The organism is Roseomonas sp. 18066, from assembly GCF_902706185.1.
Taxonomy (GTDB): Bacteria; Pseudomonadota; Alphaproteobacteria; order Acetobacterales; family Acetobacteraceae; genus Pseudoroseomonas.
The window spans coordinates 1-17,054 of sequence record NZ_CACSJM010000129.1 but is presented as its reverse complement, the minus strand read 5'-3'; the positions used below and the strand labels follow the sequence as shown (position 1 = coordinate 17,054).

At 71.9% G+C, this 17,054-nt stretch carries 19 protein-coding genes; 5 read left to right on the top strand and 14 right to left on the bottom strand.

Annotated features, from left to right (window positions below; all coding sequences use genetic code 11):
• Positions 1-668: hypothetical protein (locus GVN67_RS22220; protein WP_159999519.1), on the bottom strand; the 668-nt coding region annotated here is incomplete at its 3' end.
• Positions 669-883: 215 nt separating this feature from the next.
• Between GVN67_RS22220 and GVN67_RS22215 the strand changes: the two genes are divergently transcribed.
• Together GVN67_RS22215 and GVN67_RS22210 are read left to right on the top strand one after the other, a co-directional pair.
• Entirely contained in the window at positions 884-1,237 is a 354-nt protein-coding gene (locus GVN67_RS22215) for a hypothetical protein (protein WP_159999518.1), read from the top strand.
• A gap of 155 nt (positions 1,238-1,392) precedes the next feature.
• Positions 1,393-1,731: a hypothetical protein gene (locus GVN67_RS22210; protein ID WP_159999517.1), complete on the top strand. Its 339-nt coding sequence runs from the start codon at positions 1,393-1,395 to the stop codon at positions 1,729-1,731.
• A 57-nt stretch (positions 1,732-1,788) separates the two neighbouring features.
• On the opposite strand, the gene GVN67_RS22205 is transcribed toward GVN67_RS22210, so the two are convergent.
• From GVN67_RS22205 to fliF, 13 genes are all read right to left on the bottom strand, one after another.
• Positions 1,789-2,910: a flagellar basal body P-ring protein FlgI gene (locus GVN67_RS22205; RefSeq protein WP_159999516.1), complete on the bottom strand. Its 1,122-nt coding sequence runs from the start codon at positions 2,908-2,910 to the stop codon at positions 1,789-1,791.
• A 14-nt stretch (positions 2,911-2,924) separates the two neighbouring features.
• Positions 2,925-3,272: a polysaccharide deacetylase gene (locus GVN67_RS22200; protein WP_159999515.1), complete on the bottom strand. Its 348-nt coding sequence runs from the start codon at positions 3,270-3,272 to the stop codon at positions 2,925-2,927.
• Positions 3,273-3,310: 38 nt separating this feature from the next.
• A complete protein-coding gene (locus GVN67_RS22195; protein WP_159999514.1) occupies positions 3,311-4,399 on the bottom strand; it encodes a flagellin in 1,089 nt (362 codons plus the stop codon).
• Positions 4,400-4,409: 10 nt separating this feature from the next.
• On the bottom strand, positions 4,410-5,867 hold the full coding sequence (gene flgK / locus GVN67_RS22190; RefSeq protein WP_159999513.1) for a flagellar hook-associated protein FlgK: 1,458 nt from the start codon (positions 5,865-5,867) through the stop codon (positions 4,410-4,412).
• Between the two features lie 111 nt (positions 5,868-5,978).
• On the bottom strand, positions 5,979-7,499 hold the full coding sequence (locus tag GVN67_RS22185) for a flagellar hook protein FlgE (RefSeq protein ID WP_159999512.1): 1,521 nt from the start codon (positions 7,497-7,499) through the stop codon (positions 5,979-5,981).
• Positions 7,500-7,608: 109 nt separating this feature from the next.
• The gene (locus GVN67_RS22180) at positions 7,609-8,562 is read right to left on the bottom strand and encodes a flagellar motor protein MotB (RefSeq protein WP_159999511.1); all 954 of its coding nucleotides are present in this window, start codon (positions 8,560-8,562) and stop codon (positions 7,609-7,611) included.
• Between the two features lie 57 nt (positions 8,563-8,619).
• Positions 8,620-9,390, bottom strand: a complete 771-nt coding sequence (locus GVN67_RS22175) for a hypothetical protein (protein ID WP_159999510.1) — start codon at positions 9,388-9,390, stop codon at positions 8,620-8,622.
• 40 nt (positions 9,391-9,430) lie between these two features.
• Positions 9,431-10,462 (bottom strand): flagellar motor switch protein FliG, encoded by a 1,032-nt coding sequence (locus GVN67_RS22170; protein ID WP_159999509.1) that lies wholly within the window; start codon positions 10,460-10,462, stop codon positions 9,431-9,433.
• Positions 10,459-10,869 carry a hypothetical protein gene (locus GVN67_RS22165; protein WP_159999508.1) on the bottom strand — a complete coding sequence of 137 codons (411 nt, stop codon included), beginning with the start codon at positions 10,867-10,869 and terminating at the stop codon, positions 10,459-10,461. The genes GVN67_RS22170 and GVN67_RS22165 overlap by 4 nt, the downstream gene beginning before the upstream one ends.
• Entirely contained in the window at positions 10,866-11,696 is an 831-nt protein-coding gene (gene fliP / locus GVN67_RS22160; RefSeq protein WP_200845350.1) for a flagellar type III secretion system pore protein FliP, read from the bottom strand. The genes GVN67_RS22165 and fliP overlap by 4 nt, the downstream gene beginning before the upstream one ends.
• Positions 11,697-11,723: 27 nt before the next feature.
• Positions 11,724-12,011 (bottom strand): FliM/FliN family flagellar motor switch protein, encoded by a 288-nt coding sequence (locus GVN67_RS22155; protein WP_235035419.1) that lies wholly within the window; start codon positions 12,009-12,011, stop codon positions 11,724-11,726.
• 12 nt (positions 12,012-12,023) lie between these two features.
• Positions 12,024-12,887 carry a hypothetical protein gene (locus GVN67_RS22150; protein ID WP_159999507.1) on the bottom strand — a complete coding sequence of 288 codons (864 nt, stop codon included), beginning with the start codon at positions 12,885-12,887 and terminating at the stop codon, positions 12,024-12,026.
• A complete protein-coding gene (gene fliF, locus GVN67_RS22145) occupies positions 12,884-14,497 on the bottom strand; it encodes a flagellar basal-body MS-ring/collar protein FliF (RefSeq protein WP_159999506.1) in 1,614 nt (537 codons plus the stop codon). Before fliF ends, GVN67_RS22150 begins: the two co-directional genes overlap by 4 nt.
• Before the next feature lie 220 nt (positions 14,498-14,717).
• Here fliF and GVN67_RS22140 point away from each other — a divergent pair, with 220 nt between their 5' ends.
• The 3 genes from GVN67_RS22140 to GVN67_RS22130 are packed head-to-tail and all read left to right on the top strand — an operon-like array spanning position 14,718 to position 16,991.
• On the top strand, positions 14,718-15,245 hold the full coding sequence (locus GVN67_RS22140; protein WP_159999505.1) for a flagellar basal body-associated FliL family protein: 528 nt from the start codon (positions 14,718-14,720) through the stop codon (positions 15,243-15,245).
• Positions 15,246-16,331 carry a FliM/FliN family flagellar motor switch protein gene (locus GVN67_RS22135; protein ID WP_159999504.1) on the top strand — a complete coding sequence of 362 codons (1,086 nt, stop codon included), beginning with the start codon at positions 15,246-15,248 and terminating at the stop codon, positions 16,329-16,331.
• 18 nt (positions 16,332-16,349) lie between these two features.
• Positions 16,350-16,991: a hypothetical protein gene (locus GVN67_RS22130; protein WP_159999503.1), complete on the top strand. Its 642-nt coding sequence runs from the start codon at positions 16,350-16,352 to the stop codon at positions 16,989-16,991.
• The last annotated feature ends 63 nt before the right edge of the window (positions 16,992-17,054 follow it).

Below are 17,054 nucleotides of genomic sequence, written 5' to 3'. Positions count from 1 at the left end.
ACCATGGGGGGCAGCCAGGCGCGGCTGTCGCGGCCGGCGAGGCGGGCCGCGGCCTCGGCCAGGGCCGCGCGGCCCTCGGCCTGCAGGCCCAGCACAACGTCGCGCAGCGCCGCTTCGATCGACAGGCAATCGGCGCCGCCGCTGCGGGCGAGGCAAGGCGCGGCATCCGGCTGGCCTTCCGCACCCACCGGGCAGTGCCACAGCTGCTGCCGCTGCTCGGCCACGGCATGCGGCGCATGGTCGGCGCCCCGCCCGGCGCGGCAATCCAGCAGGTAGCAGCCGCCATCGGCGGCGGCGCGCCGGCGCAGCCCGCCGGGCATGTCGGTCCAGGGGGCGCTGCCGGCCAGGGCCAGCAGGGCGGCGCGGCGGCGGTCGGTCAGCGGCGCCGCCAGCACCGCCTGGGCCAGCGGCGCCAGGCCGATGGCGCGCATCTGCCCGCCGATGGCCAGCAGCTGGTCGCGGGTGGCGGCCTCGGCTGCGGGGCCGGCGGTCTCCAGCGGCGGGACCAGGCCGGGGTCGAGGTAATCCGGCAGCACCACCGGGGCATCGCGGCCGAGCCGCGACAGCCAGAGCCGGTCCAGCGCCGCGCCGGCGGCGTTCAACAACAGGGTGAGGCCGAGCGACATCGATTGTTCCATGTCCTGGCGGCGCAAGGCATCGGGCGACAACTCCGCCTTTCTGGCTGGCTTTCCGCAGTTCAGCGAATGGCAGGAGTATGGAAGGGGTCGGTTAACAAAGCCTGATGGACCCGGAAATCTTTCCAGAAACTGAAACGTCACCGCGGCGCCAGGCAACGCCGGGCGGCGCCGGCCGTTCACCGCAGCAGCCGAGCCACCGCCCCGTTCGATCCCCCCGGCCCCGATCCATGAAGGTTACCGTCCCGATGATGCGCCCTGGCCTGATGCTCGTCCTGCTGGCCTGCGCTGCCCTGCCAGCGGCGGCGCAGCCGGCGCGCCAGCCGCTGCCGCCGATCACCGCCCAGGGGCTGAGCGGGCAAAGCTTCGACGCGCGCGCCTTCGACCCGCTGGGCATGCGGGCGCCGCGCCAGGCCGAGGCGCGGACGGCCGCCCCGGTGCCGCCGCCGCAGCCGGGCGCCGCCCTGCCCGCGCCCAGCGCGGCGATCGTCGCCCCGGTGCAGGAAGCGCGGGCCGATACCGACAATCTGCGCCGCCCGGGCGTGGGCCGCGACCTGCTGACCGATTGGTGGACGCGGCAGCAATTCGGCGGGCTGCGCTAGCCACGCACCGAAAACTGATCGGGGATTTTGAGACACCGTTCAGCTTTTGACGGGGCCGGATTGTCGGCATGATGCGGCTGCCGCCGACGCGCCGCGTCGCGCGCGGCGCTGCTGCGCGCATGGGCCGCGCGCCCCTCCCCCGTCATGAGGACTGCATGAAGCTCACCTCGAGCAAGGGCTATGTCGTGGTTCACCAGGGCCTCGGCCTCTATGTCGGCCGCACGCCCGCGCTGGCCTGCTGGTCGAAGCTGAACGCGGCCGGGCGCGACGCCGTGGCCACCTTCCCCAGCGAGGCGCAGGCGCGCTTCCATGTCGAGCTGTGGGAAGGCGGCTGGCCGGATGACGCGGTGCTGGCCGGCATCGCGCTGCATGCCGTCGAGGTCGACCGCCCGGGCGGCTGGGCCAGCATCGCGGCCCTGCGCGCCGCCGGCCTCGAGGACCATCTGGGCGAGCTCGCCCATGCCGGCTGGAGCCGCAGCGCCGGCCATTGCTGACCAGAGCCACGGCCCCCAAAACGGGGGCGGCATCAGATGAACTGCAGCTCCGCATGCTCAGATGAATTGCAGCTCCGCATGCAGGGCGCCGCTGGCCTTCAGCGCCATCAGCACGGAGATCAGGTCGCGCGGCGCCAGGCCCAGCGCGTTCAGCCCATCCACCAGATCCTTCAGCGTCGAGGCATGCGGCACCACCGCCAGCCGCCGGCCGCGCTGGTCATCCACCTCGACATCGGTGCGCGGCACCACCACCGTCTCGCCGCCCGACAGCGGATTGGGCTGGCTGACCTGCGGCGTCTCGGTGACGCGGATCACCAGATTGCCATGGGTGATGGCCACCGGGTCGATGCGCACCTGGGCGCCGACCACGATGGTGCCGGTGCGCTCGTCGATCACCACCCGCGCCGGCGTCTCCGGCGTGATCGGCAGGCTTTCCATCTGCGCGACCAGCGCCGGCAGCCGCTCGCGGAAGGCGACGGGCACGCGCAGCTGCACCGTCGCCAGGTCCAGCGCCGCGGCGGTGTCGGGGCCGAAGCGGCGGTTCAGCGCCTCCTCGATGCGCATCGCCGTGGTGAAGTCGGGGGCGCGCAGCGACAGGCGCAGCGTCTCGGTGTTGCGCATCTCCACCGGCACCTCGCGCTCGACCATGCCGCCGCTGGGCACGCGGCCCTGGGTGGTGACGCCGCTGCTGATGCTCTGCGCCTGGCCGCCGGCCTGGAAGCCGCCGACCACCACCGGGCCTTGCGCCACGGCATAGACCTCGCCATCGGCGCCGAGCAGCGGCGTGACGATCAGCGTGCCGCCATTGAGGCTGCGGCTGTCGCCGAGCGAGGAGGCCTGCACGTCGATCAGCGTGCCCTGCCGCGCGAAGGCCGGCAGGGTGGCGGTGACGATGACGGCGGCGGTGTTGCGGGTCTGCACCCGGGCGTCCGCCACGTTGATGCCCATCCGCTCCAGCATGGCGCTGAGGCTCTGCAGGGTGAAGGGGTTGTTGCGCAGCTGGTCGCCGGTGCCCTGCAGCCCGATCACCAGCCCGTAGCCGACCAGCTGGTTCCCCCGCACCCCCTCGATGGTGATGATGTCCTTCAGCCGCACCTGGGCGGCGGCGGGCAGCGCGGCCAGCATCAGCCCGAGCAGAACGGCAAGGATTTTCGCATGACAGAAAAGGCGGCGCGGCATGGCGGCGCGTCCCGTCAGCTCTTGTAGCGCAGGCCGGCGACCGCCAGCGAGGCCAGGGGCATCATCGCCGGGTTCAGCCCGACCAGCGACTTCAACGCTTCCAGCGCCTCCCGCACCTGCAGGTCGCGGGTGACCCGCGCCTCGGGCGGCAGCGGCCGCGCCTCCTGCAGCCGCTGCACCGCGCCCCAGAGCTGCACCGCGGCGTCGCGCGCCGTCGGCGTCGCCATCATGAAGCCCTCGGCGCAATCCTCGGTGCTGCAGCCCAGCGCCCCGGCGATGGCGGCATAGGTGGCGATATCCTCCTCCTCCAGCGCCAGCGGGACGAAGGGCGGATCGGCCAAGGGAAGCTGGCTGGAAGCCATGTCCGGATTCTCCGTGTCCTGAGGCCGGGATTCGGCGATCAGAGGTAGTTGACGAAGCTGAGATCGGCGAGGCGCGCGGTGATGCTGTAGGTCGCCTGCAGCTGCAGCTCGAGCTGGCTGATGCGGTCCGACACCGTGTAATAGTCAGCGGCTTCCAGATCGTTGATCTGCGCGGTGGCCGCGCTGACCGCGCGCTCCTGGATATCGGCGACATTCTGCAGCCGCTGCTGCTTGGTCCCCAGCACGCCGGCGACGACGGTCAGCTGGGCGCGCGCCGTGCGCATCAGGTCGCCGGCCTTGTCCAGGATGGCGGTGCGCGCCTCCTCCGACAGGGATGTGTCGGGCGCGTCCAGCAGCGTCAGCATGGCCAGCGATTCGAAGGCGTTCTTGAAGGTGTCGTTGTCGGCGCGGACATTGTAGCTCAGCGTCTCGCCGGCGCCGATGCGCACCAGGGAATTGGCGTCGCTCTCCAGGTCGGTGCTGCCGTTCATCGCGGTGCGGCTGGTCGAGACATAGACCAGCCCGTAGAAGGACGTTCCTCCACTTGCATCGCGCTGGACATTGGCGAACATCGCGTCGAAATCGGCCAGCATGGTCGTCGTCTGGGCCGCATCGAGCGGCGCGGCCGCGGTGGTCACCGCCGTGGTCAACTGGCCCGAGGCCCAGGTCGCCAGCGCCGCGGAATCGGCGACCGGCGGCTTCGAGGTGTCGGTGCCGCCGAAGATATTCTGCCCGTCCCAGTGCGCGTTGAGCAGGTCGGTCAGGCTGCCCAGCACTTCCTTGGCGTGGCTGGCGATGATGGTGTAGCCATTGTCCTTCAGCTGGTCGACCTTCAGGATCTCCGGCGACATCTGGTCCATCAGGTCGCCGATCGAGCCCATGGCGGTCTGCATGGTCTTCAGCCGCTCGCCGGCCAGGCTGGTCGAGTTCTTGATCGCCTCGCCCTGCTGCACGTCGCCATGCAGCTTGTAGAGCAGCGAGGCGCCGACGCCGAGCTCGCGCGCCGGATCCGCCTTGCGGCCGGAGGACATCTCGGCGGTCAGGATGGCCAGGTTGCTCTGCAGGCGCATCAGCCCGGCCTGGCGGCCGACGGCGATGCCGGAGGGGGAAACGCGGTCGGAAATCATCGCCTGCTCCTCAGCGGATCTGGTTGAGCTCGTCGAGCATGCGCGACGCCGCCTGGATGATCTGCACCGAGGCGGAATAGGTCTGCTGCACCAGCAGCAGCCGCTGCAGCTCCTCGTCGACATTGACGCTGGTCTTGTTGGCCAGGTCCTGCCGCGCCTCCAGCGCCAGGTTGCTGCGGGTGGTGGCGCGGTCGGTCCAGACGGCGCGCTCGGACTGCATCAGCCCGATGCTCTGCGAGGCCGCCTGCGACAGGTTCATCGAGCTCGGCAGGCCGGTGGCGCTGTCATAGCCGCGCGCCACCTCCATGGCGTCGAGGGCCGCCAGCACATAGGAGTTGTCGGCCGCATTGGCGTCGCTGGTCGCCTGCATGCCGGTGCGGATCTTCCACAGCACGCCGCCCTGGTCGGGGTCGGCGGCGGCGTTGATGGCGATGCGGCGCGACAGGCCGGTGAAGGTCGCGAAGCCGCCGCTGCTGTCCCAGTTGGCATCGCCGGCATCGGTGAACAGCCCGGCCTGGGTGCCGGTCAGCGTCGCATCCGCCGATTGGAAGCTGTCCAGCAGGCGGGCGCCGACCTGGTCCAGCATGTCGACGAAATTCGGCAGGATCTCGTCGCGCAGCTCGAAGCCGGCGGCGATCGAGCCGGTGCCGGAGATGCGCAATTCCCCCTGCCCCTCCACCGCGATCGCCGACAGGTCGGTCGGATGCCGCGCCTCGGCCGCGATGAAGGGCGTCGAGGTGAAGGAAAGATGGTGCGCCCGCGTGCTGTCATAGAGCGTGTTGCCGCCATCGGTCATGACGATCAGGTTGCCCGGACCGTTGTCGAAGGTGCGGATCGGCAGCTTCGTGGCAATCTCGGCCAGGATGACGTCGCGCCGGTCCTCGTATTCGGCCGTCGAGGCGCCGCGGGCGCTGGCCAGCGCCATCTGCCGGTCGACCTCGGCCAGGCTGTCGAGCGACTTGTTCACCGCCGTCACATCGGTCGCGATGCCAAGGTCGGCAGCGGCCCGCGCCTTGCCCACCGCCGCGTCGGCATCGTGCAGCGTGTCGACCAGGTCCTGCGCCGCGGCCAGCGCCTGGCTCTGCGACACCGCATTGTCGGGGGCCGAGGACAGCGCCGTCATCGCCGTCTGGAAGGCGCCGAGCTTGGAGGAGAGCGAGCGCGCATCGGCCGGCTGGCCGACGGTGGTGTTATAGGCCTCGAGCCCGGCCTGGATGGTCTTGGCGAAGGCTTCCGAGGCATCCGCGGCGCGCGAGGTCGCGGCCAGCCCCGCATCGCCCATGCGCAGGCTGGGCAGGGTGTTGACGCCGGAGCCGATGCCCGCCACCAGCCGCTCGCTGCGCGGCAGGTCGCGGCGGACATAGCCGGGCGTGCTGGCATTGGCGATGTTGTTGGCGAGCAGCATCGCATGCCGCTGCTCGGCGGCGAGCGAGGAAAGCGCGTTGGAAAGGGCGGCCTGGATACTCATGCGGGGATGCTCATGCTGCGACGTCCTGTCAGAGCCCGATGCTAGGATAGTTTTTCGCATGGCGCGAGGCACCGGCCGGTGCCTCGCGGTCACGCTCCTGCGCCTGGCGGGTCAGCGCTTCAGGTTGGTCGCCTCCTCCATCATCTGGTCGGCGGTGCGGATGACGGTGGCATTGGAGCTGTAGGCGCGCTGGGTCTCGATCAGATTGGTCAGCTCGGTGCCGATATCGACGTTGGAGGATTCCAGCGCGGCGCCCGAGGTGGTGCCGGCCGCGCCATTGCCGGGGTCGAGCAGCCGCACGGCGCCGGCCGCCAGCGACATCTCGAAGGCATCGCCGCGCACCGGGTTCAACCCGTTGGCATTGGGGAAGATCGCCAGCTTCAGCGCATAGATCGGCCGCGACTTGCCGTTGGAGAAGGTGGCGACGACCATGCCGTCATCCTGCACCGAGACACGCTCGAGCAGGCCGAAGGCGGAGCCGTTCTTCTCGATCTTGGTCGGCAGGTATTCGCCGGTCAGCTGCGTGGTGCCCTCGAAGCTGTTGAAGGTGCCCAGCGTGATCGGCAGGTCGCTGCCGGCGAAGCCGCCCTGCACGCCGACCTTGACGGTCAGGATGCCCTTCTCCGCGTCATAGGCGCCGAGCACATTGGCCGCCGCCAGATTGTCCGGCGTGCCGTAATCGGAGGCGGGCAGGCTGGCCACGGCGCCATAGGTCGCCGGGTTGGGCGTGCCGGTCAGCAGCGGCGCGGCGCCGGCGGGGGTGGTGAAGCCGGGCGCCACCTGGGCGACGCCCGCGGTCTGCGCATTGCTGTCCCAGACCGCGGCCAGCGTGCCGGCATTGACCCCGTTGCTCCAGAACTGCATGCCGACGGCGGCGATGCGCTTGGTGGTGTCGTAGATGTCGGTCGCCGCCAGATTGCCCGAGGCGCTGTCGAAGATCTCCAGCGTCCAGGTCGAGGTGTCGGCGGCGCCATCCTGCTCCGGCAGCACCGGCGTGTAGCGATAGGTCAGGGTCTGGGTGCCGCCCGTCGCATCGTAGTAGTCGATGCTGCTGGTGAAGGCATTGGTCAGCGGCGGCGGATTGGCGAAGCCGCTCTGCTCCTTCGGCAGGTTCATCCAGACCCGCATCTCGGTGGTGGGCGCCGAGGCCACGCTGATATTGTTGATGTTCACCGTGGTCAGGCTGTCGACATTGTTGTCGCCGAGGCTGCCCACCGGATTGCCGTCGGCGCCCAGCTTGACGCCCTGCAGGTAGTAGCCGGCGGTGTTTAGCAGGTTGCCGAAGGCGTCGGGGCGGAAGGAGCCGGCGCGGGTGGCCAGGTACTTGCCATCGCTCTCGGCGGTCTCGTTGACCACCAGGAAGCCGTTGCCATTGACCGCGACGTCGGTGTCGACGCCGGTGGCCTGCACCTGGCCGACCTTGCTGATCTCCAGCCGGTTGCGCGGCGCGACGCCGGCCAGCGCATAGGAGCCCTGGCTGGAGCCTTCCAGCACCAGGCTTTCGAACTGGGTGTCGACCCGCTTGTAGCCGACGGTCGAGCTGTTGGCGATGTTGTTGGAAATACCGGCCAGCTTGGTCGACTGGGCGTTCAGGCCGGAGGTGCTGGTGCGCAGGGCGTTGATGGCCGTCATCGGCGGTCCCTCTCAGATGTCAGTGGCATGGCGCCCGGCCTGGACAGGCCAGATGCAGCGGGGGGACCGGCGCCGGCTTCTGCCAGCAGGCCGGAAAAAGCGCGGGGTTTCACCGCCGCGGTTCCTGGGCGCGGCGCTGCGCCGCCTCGGCCGCGCGCGCCTCGGCGACGACGTCGCTGCGCAGCACGGTGATGGCGATGCGGCGGTTGCGCGCGTCGTTCGGCGCCTCGGCCAGCAGCGGGTCGACCGCCGCCTTGCCCTCGACGCGGTACATGCGGCCGGTGGCCACGCGGGCCCGCTCCAGCAGGCGGCGGGCGCTGTTGGCACGGTCGGCCGACAGCTCCCAATTGCCGTAATTGCCGCGCTGGTAGCTCTGCCCGTCGGTATGGCCGGCCACCACCACCTCGTTCGGCACGGTGGCCAGCACGCTGCCCACCACCTCCAGGATGCGCGACAGCCGCGGCGTGGGATCGAAGCTGCCGGGGGCGAACATCGGCGCGCCATCGCGGTCGAAGATCTGCAGCCGCAGCCCCTCCGGCGTCATCTCGATCTGGATGTTCTGGGAAAATTCCTTCAGCGCCTCGCTGGCGGCCTGGCGCTCCAGCTCGGCCTTCAGCGCGTCGAAGCGCTGCCGCTCGATCGGGTCGCGGCTGGTGACCGAGGCGCCGTCGGCCTGCTGTTGCTGCTGCTGCGAGGGGCTGGGCGTGGCCGTGCCGTCGCCGGCCGCCTCGCCGCCCTGGTTGTCGCCCTGCGCGCCGCCCTCGTCCTGCTGGGCCAGCGCCGCGGTGCGGTCGTCGCCGGCCACCAGCACCGAGCGGCCGCCATCCAGCGCCCCGGTGCCCGAGGGCATGTCGAGGATCGAGGAGGCGGTGAAGAACTGCGCGATCCCCTCCCGCTGCGACTGGGTGGTGCTGGAGAGCAGCCACATCACCAGGAAGAAGGCCATCATCGCCGTGACGAAGTCGGCATAGGCGATCTTCCACTGGCCACCATGCTCGTCGTCATGGTCGCCATGGTGCTTCTTGATGATGATCGGGCGCTTGAGGTGATCGTCCGCGCTCATGCCTTTGGCCTGCCCGTGCTGCAGTGGCGCCCATCTAGCGCCTTCGTTTTTCGCATTTCAAGTCTGCCGCTCGGCAGCGCTGTGCCGCACCGTCAGGCTGCCCTGCAGCCGCAGCCGGTGCAGCACCGCCGAGAAGCCCTCCGACATGGCCAGCACGGTCAGCCGCGGCAGCGGCAGCGCGGTCTCCAGCACCGCATCCATCCGGCCCTCCTCCAGCCGGGCGCGCAGGTCGATGCGCCCCGTGGCCGGCAGGCTGAGCTGGGCGGCCAGCGCATGCCGCGCGACCGGCCGCGGCCCGGCGCGCAGGCCGCGGTCGGGCCGCCAGAACAGGCCGAGCCAGACCAGCCCGCCGGCCGGGCCCAGCAGCGGCAGGTGGCGGGCATGCCAGGCCTGCGCTTCGCCGAGGCTGGAGGGCAGCGGCGGCGGCGCGTCGAGGAGCGCGACCACCTCGGCCTCGGTCAGGCCCAGCCGCGCGGCCAGCGCCGCCAGCCGCTCAGGCCCCAGCCAGCGCCGCACATCGGGGCGCAGCAGGCCGAGCGCCAGCGGCAGGGTCAGCCCGGCGGGCCCCCCGGGCAGCAGGGGCGCCAGGCCGGCGGCGGTGGCCGCATCGGCATCCAGCCCGCGCGTCCAGTCGGCCGAGGGGATCTCGCCACGGCCGAGCGGGGGGACGGCGCTGAGCGCCCGGGCGGCGGCGGCATAGCCAGCGCCCGCCTCGGCGCCCAGCGTGCCGGGCGGCGTCGCCACGGCGTCGCGCGGCGGCAGGTCGTTGCGGGCGGTGCCGGCGATGGGCGGCACCTGGGCCAGGTCGTCGGGCCGCACGGGGGTCACGGGGGGCGGCCCTGGTCAGAGGAGAGAGAAAGTTCTGACGTCAGGAGTCACCGACCTCGTCCTCCTCCAGGATGAAGATCCGCCCCTCGTCGGCCAGGCGCTTGGCGATGGTGATGATATCGGCCTGGGCCTCCTCCACCGCCTTGCGGCGCTGGGCGGGCATGTTCTCGATCTCGTCGCGCATCATGGTGGCAGCGCGTTCGGACATGCTGGACAGGAACAGCTCGCGCAGCTCGGGGCTGGCGGCGGTCAGCGCGATCTGCAGCTTGTCGGCCGGGCATTCGGCGACCAGCGTCGCGAAGGTCGAGCGGTCGACACGGATCAGATCGGCGAAGGTGAACATGATGCGGCGGATGCGCGCGGCGGCCGAGGGCTCGCGCGTCTCGATGCTGCGCATCAGCTGCTCGACCAGGCCCTTGTCGGCGCGGTTCATGATCTCGGCCACGATCTGCGAGCTGTCGCGCTCGTAGCTGCGGCTGAGATTGGTGATGAACTCCTTCTGCAGGGTCAGCTCGATATCCTGCAGCACGCCCTTCTGGATGCTGTCCATCCGCACCATGCGCAGCACGATCTCGTCGATCGAGGCCGGCGTCAGCAGCGCCAGCACGCGGGCCGCATGCTGCGCCGGCAGCTTGGCCAGGATCACCGCCGAGGTCTGCGCCAGCTCGGTGCGGAGGTAGGTCGCCAGCACCTCGGGCGAGATATTGGCCAGCTTCTCCCACATGGTCTTGCCTTCGGGACCACGGATCTCGTCCATGATCTCGCTGACCTTTTCCGAGGGCAGCATGCGGCGCAGCAGCCGCTCCGTCGTCTCGGCGGTGCCGACGACGGTGCCGGTGCGGCCGACCTCGCCGCGGAAGCGGTTGATGACGCGCTCCACCTGGTCGATGTCGACCTTGCCGAGATTGGCCATGGAGCGGCTGACCCGGCGGATCTCATGCTCCTCCAGCTTGTCGAACAGCTGCTGGCTGCGGTGCTCGTCGAGCGCCATGAACAGCACCGCGACGTCGGAGAGCGCATCGCCCCGGTTGTCGAGGGTGCGGACGGCGCGGCGCGCTTCGGGGGCTTTCATCGGGCGGGGCTCCGCGGTTCGGAGGAGATGGTCTCGGGCGGGAGCAACGGCGCCGGCGGGCCGAACAGCGGCTGCAGCAGCGCCGCCAGCACCGGCACCAGCTCGGCCGGCAGGGTGGTGCCGGGCTCGATCCGGGCGGTGAGCTCGGACAGGTCGGCCTCCTGGCCCGGCGGCAGGAAGACGCCCTGGCTGGCCGCGATGGCCAGCAGCCGGGCGCGCAGCGGCTCGGGCGGCAGGTCCAGCAGCTCCCGGCCGGCCACGCGGCGCAGCGCCGCGGCCAGCGCCCGGCGGCGGCGGATGCGCCAGGCGGGGCGGCGGCGCGCCTCGGCCAGGGCGGCGGGCTGCGCCTGCTCCGGCAGGGCCACCAGCGCCTGGCCGGGCCGCGGGGTGTCGTCGCCCTGGCTCACGTGGAGAAACTCCGCACCAGCGAGCCCGCGACCAGCGTCCAGCCATCGACCAGGACGAAAAAGATCAGCTTGAAGGGCAGGCTGACCACCACCGGCGGCAGCATCATCATGCCCATGCCCATCAGCACCGAGCTGATGGCGATATCGATCGCCAGGAAGGGCAGGAACAGCAGGAAGCCGATCTGAAACGCCTTGTTCAGCTCGGAGACGATGAAGGCGGCCGAGAGAATATGCAGCGGCACCGCGGGGCGCGGCGCCGGGCTGCGGGCGGCGGGGGCCTCGGCCTCCCTGCCGGCCCCGGGCGGCTCCCAGCGGGCGATCTCGATGAACAGCGCCAGGTCGCGCTCCCGCACATTGGCCTCCATGAAGCCGCGGAAGGGGGCGATGGCACGCTCGGCCGCCATCTCCTCGGTGATGGTGCCGTCCATCAGCGGCCGTGCCGCGTCGTTCCAGGCACGCTCCAGGACAGGGGCCATGACGAAGGCGGCCAGGAACAGGCTGAGGCTGACCACGACCGAATTCGGCGGCGACTGCTGCAGGCCGAGCGCGGTGCGCAGCATCGACAGCACCACGACGATGCGGGTGAAGGCGGTGGCCACCACCAGCAGCCCCGGCGCCAGCGCCAGCAGCGTGGTCAGGACGATCAGCGCGACCACGTTGGTGGTCAGGCTCTGCTGGCCGCTGGGCACCGCCGGCGCGTCGTTCGGGCCGATGTTCAGCGTGACGCTCTGGCCGAGCGCGGGGGCGGCCAGCACGGTCAGCGCGAGCAAGGCCAGCAGCAGCAGCGGCCAGCGGCGCGGCAGCAGGAGGGGGCAGGGAAGCGGCATTCTGCCGGCTCTCCGTCTCAAGGGGGCTCAGCTGGAGGAGGAGACGATCTCGGTGATCGAGATCGACAGCCGCCCGTCATCGGTGATCTGGATTTCGCCGCGGGCGATCAGCCGCTCATTGGCCATCAGGTCGATCGGCTCGCCGACCTTCTTGTCGAACTCGATGACCGAGCCGCGGCTGAGGTCGAACAGCGCCGCCATCGGCAGGCGCTTGTTGCCCAGCACCACCTGCACATTGACGGGGATGTCCATGATGCGCGGCCGGCGCTCGGACAGGAACGGGTTCTCGGAGGGGGGGGATACGCTCTCGCTCACGGCATGGTCTCCTCAGGCGCGTCCAGGCAAGGGGGGCGCGTCAGGCAAGGGGGGCGCGGCAGGCAGGTCGCGAGTCAGGGTGACGGTCAGGCCCGGCCCGGCGGGCGCCGGTGGTCCGGCCAGCGGCGATGGTGGCGGCGGCGATGCGACCGCCGATGCCAGCGGGGATGCCACCGGGGATGCCAGCGGGGATGACGGCGGGGATGGCGGCCCGGCGAGCTCCGGCGGCAGCCGCGGCGAGGCGGCGCCAAGCACCGCCAGCACCCGCGCCAGCAGCGCCGCCGGGTCGTAGAGCAGCCCGCCATCGGCCCAGCCGGCCTCGGCCTGGCCTTCCGGCAAGGTAGGGTCGGGCAGCAGCCGCAGCCGCGCCGGCTGCGCCAGGCCGGGCAACCCGTCCTTCTCCGCCTCGGCCAGCGTCGCCGGATGGGCGCGCAGCGTGATGGTGTCGCCGGCGCGCTCGGTCAGCGCCTCGGCCAGCAGGGCCGCGACCTCGCCGCCGGCGGCATGCGCCAGCAGCGCCGGGAAGACCGCCTGCAGCCCGGCGACGAGGGCCGCGCGCAGATCGGCATCGAGCATCCGCCGGTCGTCGGCGCGGCGTTCCAGCAATTGCTCCAGCGCCTCGGCCGCGGCGGCGGCGCCGCGCAGGCCGCGGCGGGCGAGCTCGGCCCTGGCCTCCTTCGCGGCCTCGGCCTTCCCGGCCTCGCGGCCCTCGGCGCGGCCGCGGACCAGGCCTTCCTCCAGCCCGCGCATCCGGCCCGATTCCAGCGCGGTGCTGCGGATCCGCTCCTCGGCGCGCAGCCGCGCCGCGGCCGAGCCATCCTCGTCGGCGACCAGCGCGGTCAGCGCCGGCGGGTGGAAGGGGCGCAGGTAGGTCATGCCGGCGTGCCCTCCTCGATCCAGCTGCGCACCACGGCCAGCGCCTCCTCCGGCCGGTTGTCGATGATCTCGTGCAGCGCGGTCAGCGAGGACAGCCGCACCTGCAGGTCGAGGCCGACGGTCGCGATCGCGTCGTCCATGCTGTTGGCCTGGGCCGCGGCCTCGGCGGCGGCGGCGGCCTGGGCGGCGGCCACCGCGGCGGCGAGGGCCGCCTGCTGCTGCTGGCGGCGGCGGCGCAGCAGCAGCCCGCCGGCGCCCAGCGCCAGCAGCGCGCCGCCGCCGGCCATGGCCAGCTGGTTGGCGTTCAGCCCGGCGACCACCGCGCCGCCGGCGCCGCTTTCGGCCAGCGTCCCCGTCGCCTCCCCCGGCAGGAAGGCCAGGGTGTCGACGGTCAGCGTGTCGCCGCGGCTCTGGCTGAAGCCGACCGCCGAGCGCACCAGCGCGGCCAGCCGGTCCAGCTCCTCCTTCGGCCGCGGCTGCGGCTTGCCCTCGGCATCGAGGACGCCGTCGACCACCACGGCGACGCTCAGCCGCTTCAGCGCGCCGGGCTCGCGCACCGTCTCCTCGACCTTGGAGGAGATCTCGAAATTCACCGTCTGGTTGTTGCGCTGGATCGCCGAGACGCTGCGCTGGGCATTGCCGCCGGCCTGCTGGTTGGGCAGGTTCTGGCCGACCGTCACCGGCTGCTGGCCGCGGCCATCCTCGGTGTTCTCCTGCTCGGTCTGCAGCTGGCGGCCGCGCTCGACCTGGCCGAGCGGGTCATAGGTCTCGGCGCGGGCCACCATGCGGGCGCCCTCGATCTCGACGGCGGCCACGGCGCGCACCTTGCCGCGGCCGACGATCGGCTCCAGCAGGTCCAGCACGGCGCGCTGCAACGCCTGCTCCTGCGCCGCGCGGATCTCGCCCAGCCGGCCGGCGGCGGCGGCCATGCCGCCATCGGCGGCCAGCACCACGCCGGCGCTGTCCATCACCGAGACATCCTCCTGCCGCAGCCGCGGCACGGCGCCGGCGACCAGCAGGCGGATCGCCTGGGCCGAGGCCTGGCCCAGCCGCTGCCCGGCCGCCGTGGTCACGGTGACCGAGGCGGTGGGGGATGGCGCGTCACGCGAAAAACTCTCGCGCTCGGGCAGCACGATATGGACGCGGGCGGCGCGCACCCCCTGCAGGGTGACGATGGTCCGCGCCAGCTCGCCTTCCAGCGCGCGCAGCCGCTGCACCCGCTGCATGAAGGAGGTCATCTGCATCGGGCTGGCCTGGTCGAGCAGCTCGTAGCCGGCGCCGCCCTGGCGCGGCAGCCCCTCGGCGGCCAGCTGCATGCGCAGCCGGGCGACCTGGTCGGGGGGGACGAAGATGCTGCCGTCGCCGCGCGCCTCGACCGGGATCTTCAATTCTTCCAGCCGGGTGGCCATGCGGCCGGCATCGGCCGGCTCCAGCCCGGCATAGAGCAGCCCGGTCGGCGCATTGGCCGAGCGCGCCACCAGCACCACCGCCACCAGCGCGGCCAGCGCCACGGCGGCGAGGCTGGCCAGCCGCGCCGGCCCGAGCCGCGCCAGGCTGCCGCCCAAACCCCCCAGATCGAAGCCGGGTCCCAGGGTCCTGACTTGCTGCATCGACCTTCTATCGCCCCATGCTGGCGGCGGCTGCTTCGGCAGCGCCGGGCGGCGCATGGCCACCCTTCTGCGAAACTTTTCTTTCACCCTCCGCGGCCTTGGCCGGCGGAGTTCGACCCGCGGTTGTTTTTAGCGTGGCATGCGAGAACGCGTCGGTTTATATCTGCCGCCACTCCGCTTGTCGCGCGAAAAATCGTCAGAGCCGGGAGATGCTTCCCCCATGTCCTCGACCACCGCGGAAAAAACCGCGAAACCGCCCGAGAAGCCGGCCAGGAAGGCCGGCGGCAAGCGGCGGCTGATGCTGCTGCTGCTGCCGGTCCTGCTGCTGGCCGGCGCCGGGGCCGGCGCCTGGTTCTACGTGCCGGCGGTGCAGGCGCTGCTCGGCGCCGGCCACCCGGCCGAGGCCGAGGCGGCGCCAGGCCCGGCCGCCGCGGCGATGCCGGGCAAGCCCAGCTTCGTCGAATTCCCCGAGATGACGCTGTCGCTGCCCAATGCCGGGCGGCCGCGGCAGCTGCGGCTGAAGCTGGCGGTCGAGGTCAATGGCGACCCCGCCCAGCTGCAGCCCGACCTGCTGAGCCCGCGCATCTATGACAGCCTGGTCCTGTATCTTCGCACCCTGCGGGAAGGCGAGATGGAGGGCGCGCTGGCCATGGACCGGCTGCGCGGCGACCTGCACCGGCGATTCGAGCTGGTGCTGGGCCCGGGCCGGGTGCGCGACGTGCTGATCACCAGCTTCGTGGTGGCCTGAATGAGCGGCACCGACAGCAACGAGCCGATCCCCGAGGGCACGCCCGAAGGCGTGCCCGGCGGCGAGCCCGCCGACGACCCGATGGCCGATTGGGGCGCCGCCGGCGTCGACATGGGCCAGGGCGACATCGACGACCTGTTCGGCGGACCCGAGGCCCCGGCCGAGGAGGGCCCCCGCCGCGGGCTGGAGGCGCTGGTCGGCGGCGCGGTGCGCTTCGAGAAGCTGCCGATGCTCGACATCGTCGTCGACCGGCTGGCCCGGCTGATGACCAGCAGCGCGCGAAAATTCACCGCCGACAATGCCGACGTGGTCATCGACCGCACCCGGCCGGTGCGGGTCGGCGCCTTCCTCGACACCATCACGCTGCCCGCCCTGATCGGCATCATCCGCATCGAGGAATGGGACGGCTACTGCCTGGCGGCGCTGGATTCGCGGCTGATCGGCTCGATCGTCGACATCCTGCTCGGCGGCCGCCGCAACGAGCTGCAGCGGATCGAGGGCCGCCCCTACACGCCGATCGAGCGCACCTTCGTGGAAAAGTTCGTCTCGATCGTCACCAACGACATGAGCCGCGCCTTCGAGGCGGTCTGCCCCGCCTCCTTCAAGCTGGAGCGCTTCGAGATCACGCCGAGCTACGCGCTGATCACCAAGCCCACCGCCGCGGCGCTGACCTTCCGCGCCGAGATCACCATGGAGGGGCGCGGCGGCTTCATCGACTTCCTGCTGCCCTATGCCTCGCTCGAGCCGGTGCGCGACCTGCTGAGCCAGGAGGTGCTGGGCAAGAAGCAGGGCGGCGACACCATCTGGCGCAGCCATCTGGCCGAGGAGCTGCCGCGCGCCTCGGTCGAGCTGACGGCGGTGGTCGAGAGCCGCACCGTCCCCTTCTCCGAGCTCGCCGGCTGGCAGCCCGGCTCGGTGCTGGTGCTCGACCGCCGGCAGGAGGACCCGATCGAGGTCTTCTGCCAGGGGCTGATGGTCTGCCGCGCCGTGATCGCCGCCAAGGACGAGCGCGTCGTGCTGCGCGTCGAGGAATGCGTCATCGAGAAGGGCTGGCCCGGCGACGCGCCCGCCCCCCAGGACGGCTGAACCGCCGAGGAAAGCGCCATGACCCTGACCCAGATCCTCGATACGGCAGCGCTGCTGCTGCTGCTGGCCGCCCAGGCCGGCTGGATCCTGCTGCTGTATCGCCGCATGGGGCGGCTGCGCGCGGCCCTCGAGGGGGCGGCGGCGGTGATCGCCCAGCTCGACGAGGCCTCGCGCCGGCTCGACGCCTCGGCCGGCGGCATCGTGCAGAAGGTGCGCGACGGCATCGCCGAGGTGGACAGCAAGATCAACGCCTGCCGCCGCGTGGCGCAGGAGCTGAACGCCGCCTCGCGCCAGGCCGAGGACATCGCCGCCAAGCTGGACCAGTCGCTGCGGCAGAACCGCAAGCTGCAGCAGGCCCGCGCCGCGGCGCCGCCGCGCGAGCTGGTCGAGCCGCTGGGCCTGGCCGAGCGCCTCTCCGAACGCGGCCCCGCCCCCGTCCTGACGCTGCGCCCCGAACCGGCGCCGGCCCTGGTGATGGAGGGGCATTACGGCACCGCCCTGCTGGAGCATCCCGGCGGGACCGGGCTGCACGTTGCCTTGCTGGACCCGCCCCTGCTGCAGGAGCAGGCGCTGGAGAAGGTGCTGGCGGCCGAGCTGTGCTTCGCCCATCGCGACGGGCCGGGGGTCGAGCCGCGCACCATCCGCGTCAAGCTCGACTGATTGCCTGTCGCCCCGCCGATTGCCGGAGAAGCCGACGATGCGCCCTGCCCCTGTCTCTTATAC

Coding starts and splice junctions, on each gene's coding strand:
- GVN67_RS22215 (WP_159999518.1), top strand. CDS start 884: ATGATGCGCCCTGGCCTGATGCTCGTCCTGCTGGCCTGCGCTGCCCTG.
- GVN67_RS22210 (WP_159999517.1), top strand. CDS start 1,393: ATGAAGCTCACCTCGAGCAAGGGCTATGTCGTGGTTCACCAGGGCCTC.
- GVN67_RS22205 (WP_159999516.1), bottom strand. CDS start 2,910: ATGCCGCGCCGCCTTTTCTGTCATGCGAAAATCCTTGCCGTTCTGCTC.
- GVN67_RS22200 (WP_159999515.1), bottom strand. CDS start 3,272: ATGGCTTCCAGCCAGCTTCCCTTGGCCGATCCGCCCTTCGTCCCGCTG.
- GVN67_RS22195 (WP_159999514.1), bottom strand. CDS start 4,399: ATGATTTCCGACCGCGTTTCCCCCTCCGGCATCGCCGTCGGCCGCCAG.
- flgK (WP_159999513.1), bottom strand. CDS start 5,867: ATGAGTATCCAGGCCGCCCTTTCCAACGCGCTTTCCTCGCTCGCCGCC.
- GVN67_RS22185 (WP_159999512.1), bottom strand. CDS start 7,499: ATGACGGCCATCAACGCCCTGCGCACCAGCACCTCCGGCCTGAACGCC.
- GVN67_RS22180 (WP_159999511.1), bottom strand. CDS start 8,562: ATGAGCGCGGACGATCACCTCAAGCGCCCGATCATCATCAAGAAGCAC.
- GVN67_RS22170 (WP_159999509.1), bottom strand. CDS start 10,462: ATGAAAGCCCCCGAAGCGCGCCGCGCCGTCCGCACCCTCGACAACCGG.
- fliP (WP_200845350.1), bottom strand. CDS start 11,696: ATGCCGCTTCCCTGCCCCCTCCTGCTGCCGCGCCGCTGGCCGCTGCTG.
- GVN67_RS22150 (WP_159999507.1), bottom strand. CDS start 12,887: ATGACCTACCTGCGCCCCTTCCACCCGCCGGCGCTGACCGCGCTGGTC.
- fliF (WP_159999506.1), bottom strand. CDS start 14,497: ATGCAGCAAGTCAGGACCCTGGGACCCGGCTTCGATCTGGGGGGTTTG.
- GVN67_RS22140 (WP_159999505.1), top strand. CDS start 14,718: ATGTCCTCGACCACCGCGGAAAAAACCGCGAAACCGCCCGAGAAGCCG.
- GVN67_RS22135 (WP_159999504.1), top strand. CDS start 15,246: ATGAGCGGCACCGACAGCAACGAGCCGATCCCCGAGGGCACGCCCGAA.
- GVN67_RS22130 (WP_159999503.1), top strand. CDS start 16,350: ATGACCCTGACCCAGATCCTCGATACGGCAGCGCTGCTGCTGCTGCTG.